At 66.1% G+C, this 6,206-nt stretch carries 8 protein-coding genes; 2 read left to right on the top strand and 6 right to left on the bottom strand.

The window, feature by feature from the left end; translation table 11 throughout:
- Nucleotides 1-917 (bottom strand): class II fumarate hydratase (locus ACRDTL_RS12835; RefSeq protein WP_431507086.1); only part of this gene is annotated, 917 nt, incomplete at its 3' end.
- 35 nt (nt 918-952) lie between these two features.
- Nucleotides 953-1,987 (bottom strand): class II fructose-bisphosphatase, encoded by a 1,035-nt coding sequence (gene glpX, locus ACRDTL_RS12830; protein ID WP_431507085.1) that lies wholly within the window; start codon nt 1,985-1,987, stop codon nt 953-955.
- 55 nt (nt 1,988-2,042) lie between these two features.
- Here glpX and ACRDTL_RS12825 point away from each other — a divergent pair, with 55 nt between their 5' ends.
- Entirely contained in the window at nt 2,043-2,681 is a 639-nt protein-coding gene (locus ACRDTL_RS12825; RefSeq protein WP_431507084.1) for a DUF4245 domain-containing protein, read from the top strand.
- A 14-nt stretch (nt 2,682-2,695) separates the two neighbouring features.
- Entirely contained in the window at nt 2,696-3,493 is a 798-nt protein-coding gene (locus ACRDTL_RS12820; protein WP_431507083.1) for a dienelactone hydrolase family protein, read from the top strand.
- Here the strand turns inward: ACRDTL_RS12820 and ACRDTL_RS12815 are convergent.
- Genes ACRDTL_RS12815 through ACRDTL_RS12800 form a run of 4 tightly spaced genes read right to left on the bottom strand, consistent with a single transcriptional unit; the run spans nt 3,474 to nt 6,155 of the window.
- Nucleotides 3,474-4,577, bottom strand: coding sequence for an AI-2E family transporter (locus ACRDTL_RS12815; RefSeq protein ID WP_431507082.1), 1,104 nt, complete (start codon nt 4,575-4,577; stop codon nt 3,474-3,476). The two genes, ACRDTL_RS12820 and ACRDTL_RS12815, sit on opposite strands and share 20 nt — an antisense overlap.
- A 25-nt stretch (nt 4,578-4,602) precedes the next feature.
- A complete protein-coding gene (locus tag ACRDTL_RS12810) occupies nt 4,603-4,956 on the bottom strand; it encodes a VOC family protein (RefSeq protein ID WP_431507081.1) in 354 nt (117 codons plus the stop codon).
- A gap of 1 nt (nt 4,957) precedes the next feature.
- A complete protein-coding gene (locus ACRDTL_RS12805) occupies nt 4,958-5,359 on the bottom strand; it encodes a VOC family protein (RefSeq protein ID WP_431507080.1) in 402 nt (133 codons plus the stop codon).
- The gene (locus tag ACRDTL_RS12800; protein ID WP_431507088.1) at nt 5,313-6,155 is read right to left on the bottom strand and encodes a helix-turn-helix domain-containing protein; all 843 of its coding nucleotides are present in this window, start codon (nt 6,153-6,155) and stop codon (nt 5,313-5,315) included. Before ACRDTL_RS12800 ends, ACRDTL_RS12805 begins: the two co-directional genes overlap by 47 nt.
- Between the last annotated feature and the right edge of the window lie 51 nt (nt 6,156-6,206).

Below are 6,206 nucleotides of genomic sequence, written 5' to 3'. Positions count from 1 at the left end.
GCGATCTCGGCCAGCCCGGTCATCGGGCCCGATCCCATCCAGCGGACATCGTTGGCGATCTTGGTCAGCGACACCGCGATCGTGCGCAGCGCGCCGGACGCCTCGACCAGTCCGTCACGGGCAGCCTGAGCCTCGAAAGAATTCGTTGCCGCACGTAATTCGGTTAGCCCGGTCCGGTCGGCCAGCACCTCGACCACCTTGGCGCCGAAACCGTCGGGAGCGTTGAGCCCGGTGCCTACCGCGGTTCCGCCGATCGCCAACTCACCCAGCCGCGGCAGCGTCGCCTGCACCCGTTCTATCCCGGCCTCGATCTGACGGGCATACCCGGAAAACTCCTGGCCGAGCGTCACCGGAACGGCGTCCATCAAATGGGTGCGGCCCGACTTCACCACCGTGCGCCACTCGCGGGCCTTGGCCACCAATGCGTTGTGCAGCACCTCGAGCGCCGGAATCAGGTGGCGCACCGCGGCTTCGGTAGCTGCGATGTGCGTGGCGGTGGGAAAGGTGTCGTTGGACGACTGCGACATGTTGACGTCGTCGTTGGGATGCACGGTAACACCGTTGGCCGCCGCAATGGATGCGATGACCTCGTTGGTGTTCATGTTGGAACTGGTGCCCGACCCGGTCTGGAACACGTCGATGGGGAACTGGTCGTCGTGGCGGCCCTCGGCGATTTCGTTGGCGGCGGCGATGATCGCATCCGCCTTCTCCGGCACCAGCAGCCCGAGGTCCTTGTTGACTTGTGCGCAGGCGCCCTTCAGCAGGCCCAGCGCCCGGATCTGGGTGCGCTCCAGTCCGCGCCCCGAGATCGGGAAGTTCTCCACCGCACGCTGAGTCTGCGCGCGCCACAATGCCTTTGCCGGCACCCGGACCTCGCCCATGGTGTCGTGTTCGATTCGGTATTCGGTATCTGCCATGGGCAAAGTTCCTCTTTTTTGGGGCTTGGTGGTGGCTAAGGCAGGGGATATTGTGCGCTGCTATCACCGGTGAAGTCGATCGCCGAGTATTCGTTGAGTTTCGACAACCGGTGGTAGGCCTCGATCATCCGCACCGTGCCGGATTTGGAGCGCATCACGATCGACTGGGTGGTGCAGCCACCGGGGTAGTAGCGCACACCTTTGAGCAGATCGCCGTCGGTGACACCGGTGGCGGAGAAGAACACGTTGTCACCGGACACCAGGTCCTCGGTGGTCAGCACCTGATCGAGGTCGTAGCCGGCGTCGAGGGCCTTCTGCCGCTCCTCGTCGTCCTTGGGCGCCAGCTGGGCCTGAATCTCACCACCCATGCAGCGGAACGCTGCCGCAGTGATGATGCCCTCCGGCGTGCCGCCGATACCGGCCAGCATGTCGGTGCCCGAGTCGGGCCGGCACGCCGAGATCGCGCCGGCCACGTCGCCGTCGGTGATCAGCCGAATCCGCGCCCCGGCGGCGCGCACGTCATGGATCAACTGCGCATGCCGCGGCCGATCCAGGATGCACACCGTCATGTCGCGTACCGACAGGGCCTTGACCTTGGCGACCTCGCGGACGTTGTCGGCGATCGGCGCGGTGATATCCACCACGTGTGCGGCGTCGGGCCCGACCGCGATCTTGTTCATATAGAAAACCGCCGACGGGTCGAACATCGCGCCGCGCTCGGCCACCGCCAGCACCGAGATGGCGTTGGTCATGCCCTTGCTCATCAGCGTGGTGCCGTCGATCGGGTCGACGGCGAAGTCGCACTCCGGGCCGTCGCCGTTGCCGACCTCCTCGCCGTTGTAGAGCATCGGCGCGTGGTCCTTCTCGCCCTCGCCGATGACGACCACACCGCGCATCGACACCGAGTTCACCAGCTCGCGCATCGCGTCGACGGCGGCCCCGTCCCCGCCCTCCTTGTCGCCGCGCCCCACCCAGCGGCCGGCTGCCATCGCGCCGGCTTCGGTGACCCGCACCAATTCCATGGCCAGGTTGCGGTCCGGGGCTTCCCGACGTGAGGCGCGATCGGTCATGGTTGCCGATTGTCCCAGAAGCAGGTCGGCGGACTGGAGCTGGGATACTCGGGCTGTGACGACCCAGCCGCAGCCGGCGGCCAAGCCGGCTAAACCCCGGTTGCTGCAGGACGGCCGGGACATGTTCTGGTCGCTGATACCGCTGGTGGCGGCCTGCATCGTGTTGGCCGGACTGGTGGGAATGTGTACGTTTGCGCCCGGCGCGTCCAATCGGGGGCCGGTACCGTCCTACGACGCAGCGGGCGCCCTGCACGCCGATGCTCAGACGCTGGGGTTCCCGGTCCGGCTGCCCCGGCTGCCCGAGGGCTGGCAGCCCAACTCCGGCGGCCGCAGCGACATCGAGAACGGCCGCACCTCTTCGTCGACCGGTCAGCGGGTGCGGGCGCTGGTTTCCACGGTCGGATACATCAGCCCGACCGGCATGTATGTGAGTTTGACCCAAAGCAACGCCGACGAGAACTTGCTGGTCGGCTCGATCCATCCGTCGATGTATCCAACCGGCACGGTCGACGTCGACGGCACCCGGTGGATCGTATATGAGGGCAGCAATCAAAAAGGAGACGTCGAGCCGGTGTGGACCACCCGGCTGGACAGTGCGGCGGGTGCCGCGCAGATCGCGATCACCGGTGCCGGAAGCACCGATCAGTTCCGTACGCTGGCGGCGGCCACCCAGTCACAGCCGCCGTTGGGATAGAAGGGATACCGCCAGTGACCGCACCCGAAGCAGATCTGACCGGCTGGTCGGCGACACCGTTCACCGGCGGCGGGTACACCCACGACGTCTATCGCAAGGGCGAGGGTCCCGGCGTCGTACTGATCCCTGAGATACCCGGCATCCACCCCGGGGTGCTGGCCTTGGGCAATCACTTGGTGGACAACGGCTTCACGGTCGCGATGCCGTCATTGTTCGGCGAGCCGGGCCGGCCGGTATCGGCCGGCTACGTGCTACCCACCATTGCCCGAGCCTGTGTAGCAAGGGAATTCGCGGCGTTCGCGACTAACCGGCAGCGGCCGGTGGCCTCCTTCCTGCGTGCGCTTGCCCGTGACCTCAACGCGTCGACACCCGGCAAGGGCGTCGGCGTGATCGGCCAGTGCTTCACCGGCGGCTTCGCGCTGGCGGCCGCGGTCGACGACAGTGTGCTGGCACCGGTGCTCAGCCAGCCGTCACTGCCGTTGCCGTTGACGCCTTCGCAGCGCCGCGATCCAGGGGTGTCGGAGGTCGAGCTGGGCGTCGTCGCCGATCGCGCAGCCAATGAAGGTCTGTGCGCGATGGGTTTGCGGTTCAGCGAGGACAAAACGTCGCCGGGCGAACGCTTCCAGACGCTCAAGGACCGGCTCGGTGACGCCTTCGAGGTGATCGAAATCCCTTCCGGCGCAGGCAACGAGTACGGCTTTTCCCGGATGGCGCATTCGGTGCTCACCGAAGAGGTCCGCGAGGTCGACGGCCATCCGGCCTACGAGGCCCGCAAGAGGGTGGTCGAATTCCTCACTCAGCGGCTGTTATAGCGGTTTCGGCGCCGCCGTCGTCGAGCTCGACGCCCTTGAACACCGCAAGGTAGACGTCGATCGTGGTGACGACGACGATCATCAGCACCGGGCCGATGACAATGCCCCACGGGCCGAACATCGCGATACCCGCGAACACCGACAGCAACATCAGCGCCGAATTGAGCCGGGCGTCGCGCGGCACCAGGACCGGGCGCAGAAAGTTGTCCAGGTTGGTGACCACGATCAGATGCCACAGCACGACGAACAGACCGCCGCCGATATTGCCGTAGAAGACCATTGCGATGCCGAACGGAATCGTCACGATTCCGCCGCCCAGCGGAATGATCGACAACGCGGTCAACAGGATCGCGAAGATGAAGAAGCCGTGGTGAAATCCGGCGATATAGATCGACCCCGCCCCGGCAACCCCCTGGCACAGTGCGATGACGAACTGACCGCTGACGGTGCCCCGCACCATGGAGCCCATCTTCCGCAGGTACAAGTCGGTGACTTCCTCGCCGAGCGGATTGAGCCGGCGGATCAGGGTTACCACTTGTTCGCGATGGGTCAGCAGCGCGACGAACACGTACAAGAAGATGATCGCCGACGCGACCGCGCCGACGACGCTTCCGGCGGTGTCCTGCAGGACGTGCAAAAACCATTGGCCGGCCTTCTGCGCGACCGTCACCATCGCTTTCCGCAACGACTCGCCGGTGACGGTCATGTGCACGAACGGCACCCGCGCGAGCAGGCCGTTGGCGGTGTGCACGGCTTTGTCGCCGAGATCGCTGAGGTTGGTCCGCTGCACCCAGTCGGCGACGTGGGCGACCATCCGGGAAATCTGCACGATCGCCAGCAGCACCAACAGCCCGATCGGCACGATGACGGCCACCAGTGCCGACAACAGCGTGCAGCTGGCCGCCAGCCCGCTAGGCAGCCGGCGATCGAACCAGTTGAAAAGCGGCGTGAACAAATACGCTCCGACGGCGGCCACCACGATCAGGACGAAATAGCTGCGCAGGAAGTATGCCGCGAACAGCAAGACGATGATCGTGAAGACGGCCAGGGCACGTTTCTGGGTGAGTGTGAATTCGTTGTTCATCGTCACCTTCCCGATCCCGGCGGTGTCAGTCCCGGTGGCTGACGATGTTGATTATGTTGCCGTCTGGTGCCCGGACGAAGAACCGACGCACACCCCATCGCTCTGTCGTCAGCGGATGCACGATCTGGTAGCCGAGTTGCTGGGCTTCCGCGTAGGCGCCTTCGACGTCATCGGTGTGGATGGAGATGGCCGAGTCTTCGGGGGCGGTTGCGTCGCGTGTTACGAGCTGGATGTTCGCCCTGGTGTCGGGACAGGTGTAGCGGGCCACCCAGCCGAGGTTGAACTCCTCGGCACGCAGCCCGAGGTAGTCGGTGTAGAAGCTCTTCGCTGCCGCGATGTCGGCCACCGGAAGGTTGGCCGTGATTCGAATGGCGCGCATGTCAAGCCGGCAGCGGGTGGCCGCCGTAGTCGCCGAAGGACCATAGGTTGCCCTCCGGATCGCGCACGACAAATTCGCGGGCACCGTAATCGGTTTCGGCGAGCGGCCGCACGATGTCGGCCTTGTGTTGAAGGACGCGCTCGTAGAGCGTATCCGGATCCGCGGTGACGACGTAGGCGCCGGCGGTGCCGGGTTCGCGGGACCATTCGGCACCGGGTTTGTGGCTGCCGAGCATGATCCCGCCGCTTCCCTCGGGCCAGTTCAGTTGCGCGTGGTCGACGGTCTCTCCGTCGCCGTAGCGCACAGCAAGCACGAAGCCGAAGGTATCCACGTAGTAGTCGATCAGCTTGGGCGCGTTATGGGCTTGCAACGTCGACCACACGGTCGGATTGGAAACAGTCATGTCCGCAGGGTGATCCCGACGAGTGGCCGCCGTCTTGAATGTTTCGGAACTCTTCGGCCAGCCAGCGGCGCGGCGGCGCACCCGCGAACCGGACAAACTCCCGGGTCAGGTGGGCCTGATCGCTATATCCGGTGCCGACCGCGATGGCCGCCAGATCGACCGGCACCCGTCGTCGCACCGACTCCGCGATCTGCGCGGTCGCGTGCTCGAAGCGCATCAGCATCGCGACCGTCTTGGGCGACCGGCCAACTTCCCGGCGGAACAGCGTCGTCAAATGCCGTGCGCTCACCCCGACCCGGTCCGCGACCGCGCTCACCGGAGCCCGGCCGCGACTGCGCTCCAGTAGGTGCCAGGCGTGGGCGACTTCGGGACGCACCGTCGCATGTTCGCGGCGCTGCCACCCATCCACCAGGTACTTACCGATCAACGCAAACGCATCCGGCCAACGCCCCGCATCGACCATGCGTTCACGCAACTCCGCGGCACGCCGGCCCAGCACGGTGGCGGCGTCGAAGTCGGCCGGATTCAACTCGGCGCTGGGCATTCCGAAGAGCGCGCGGGCGGCCAGCGGATGCACCGCCAACTGCACCCCGGCCTGGCCGCGTCGCTGCCGCACATGAGCGGCCTGGACCTGCAATCCGCCCAAGAGCAGTGGGTTGGGTCGAGCGGTGCGAAGGGCCTCGGGGGTTTCGGCGGTCTGCACCCCGTCGTCGAGGCTGACGATGAAGGTCAGCGTGGACGACGGCATCCCGCGATGCAACTCGCCGGGAGTCTGCAAGGCGCGGTATCCGACCATCGACGCAATGCCGGGAGCGCTGCGCGGCGGCGCAGTGACGAATTCCCAGAT

It is taken from the genome of Mycobacterium sp., from assembly GCF_050700595.1.
Lineage (GTDB): Bacteria > Actinomycetota > Actinomycetes > Mycobacteriales > Mycobacteriaceae > Mycobacterium.
This window is presented reverse-complemented; position numbering and strand designations above follow the sequence as displayed.